The organism is Mesorhizobium silamurunense (assembly GCF_014843905.1).
Lineage (GTDB): Bacteria > Pseudomonadota > Alphaproteobacteria > Rhizobiales > Rhizobiaceae > Mesorhizobium > Mesorhizobium silamurunense.
This window is the reverse complement of the sequence record NZ_LPVS01000220.1, coordinates 1-1,535: the sequence shown is the minus strand read 5'-3', so window position 1 is coordinate 1,535 and position 1,535 is coordinate 1. Positions and strand designations below refer to the sequence as shown.

General features: G+C 64.0%; 1 protein-coding gene. It reads right to left on the bottom strand.

Going from position 1 to position 1,535, the window contains the following annotated elements:
- Positions 1–5: 5 nt before the first annotated feature.
- Positions 6–1,442: an IS701 family transposase gene (locus AU465_RS33170; RefSeq protein WP_246506642.1), complete on the bottom strand. Its 1,437-nt coding sequence runs from the start codon at positions 1,440–1,442 to the stop codon at positions 6–8.
- Positions 1,443–1,535 lie beyond the last annotated feature (93 nt).

The following is a 1,535-nucleotide window of genomic DNA, read 5'->3' as shown; positions in this document are numbered from 1 at the left end:
TAGTCTTACTGCGTCATAAATTGCGAGCCTGACGGGGACTGTCCATTGGCCTTATGCAGCACGGACATCGTTGCAGACGGCTGGCCAGGGCCACAGTCAGGCGTCGCCTGAGGGTTGGGATCGAGGTCGGAACGTGCCGCTCTGGTCGGATCGGAGGATCCGCGGGGTCGATAACCGTTGGGAAGACCAGGTGTTTGGCGGCCCTGGGCGCGAGTTGGAGTTGAGGGGGGAATCGTCTCCCTCAGAGAGACCAAGAAGCCATAAGCGGCGATACAGAGGCTGGCGTGGTGGTGGAAGCCCCGCCACCCTCGGCCTTCGTAGTGGCCCAGTCCGAGCTCCTGCTTGAGTTCCTGATAGTCTCGCTCGATGCGCCAACGCAGCTTGGCGGCGTCGACCAACTGGGTGATCGTAGCATCGGCCGGCAAGGTGGAGAGCCAATACTTGCTCGGCTCGACCTCGCCTTCAGGCCACTCGATCAGGAGCCACTCTTCGGCGTGAGCCTCGGGCCGATTGTAGTCCCTGGATGCCGGCCGCAAGCGCACGGCGGCGAAGCGGGAATTGAGCTCGGTGTTGGTTCCTTCACGCCAGGCGATTGTGCGCCATGTCTCGGCGTCGAACTCCTCGGCCAGGGCCTTGGCCGAGATCGGCTTGTGATTGTCGGTTCGGCCGACCCGAGACGGCGGCCGGCCTCTTCCGCTCCAAGGCTTAGGCGGCAGCGGGCTCTCGCCTGGGCGCCAGACGCTGAGTGTGGGCTGGACGCCGACAACATAGGTCAGATCGAGCTCGGACAGGCCCGCGCGGAAACCGCCGTCGGCGCCATATCCGGCGTCGGCCAGAACCACGCCGGGCGCGACGCCCTCGGCCTTGGCCGTCCTGATCTGCTCGAGCGCGATCTGCGGCTTGGTCCGGAACGTGATCTCTGCCGGAATCTTGGCCTTCTTGCGTTGTTCCGGATCCTGCGCCCAGCTGTGCGGGAGATACAATTCATAGGCAATCGGAAGCGAGGCGGCGTCATTGGCGATCGATAGGCTAACCGCAATCTGACAGTTGTCCTGCTTGCCCAACTGGCCGCAATACTGGCGCGCTACGCCCACCGAGTGCTTGCCCTTCTTGGGAAAGCCCGTGTCGTCGACGATCCACGCCCGGATCGGTCCACGCTGCTCGATCCGTGGAAGAACCCAGTCGCGAACCCGCGCCAGCAAGGCTGCGTCCGACCACGGCGCCTGTCCCACGAAATGCAGCAGAGACTGATGCTTGGCCGCCACCCGCGACGGCGCCGTGACGGCCGCCAACGGCTCCACGCTCTTGCGCTCCATCGGCATCAGAAGTCCCAGGCAATAATCCTTCAGCGGCTCAGCTCGGTCGGCATGGCCGATCACCCCGATCAAGGCATCGACATAGGCGTCGAATGCGGCTTCACTCTCGGCTGTCCAGTCGGGCATGGCGGGGCGCTTCCCTGATCACGAAGCAGCACCCTAACAAATCCGCAATCAGCGCGAATCCCCCCGCAGCTGCGACTTTCTGACTCAGTAAGA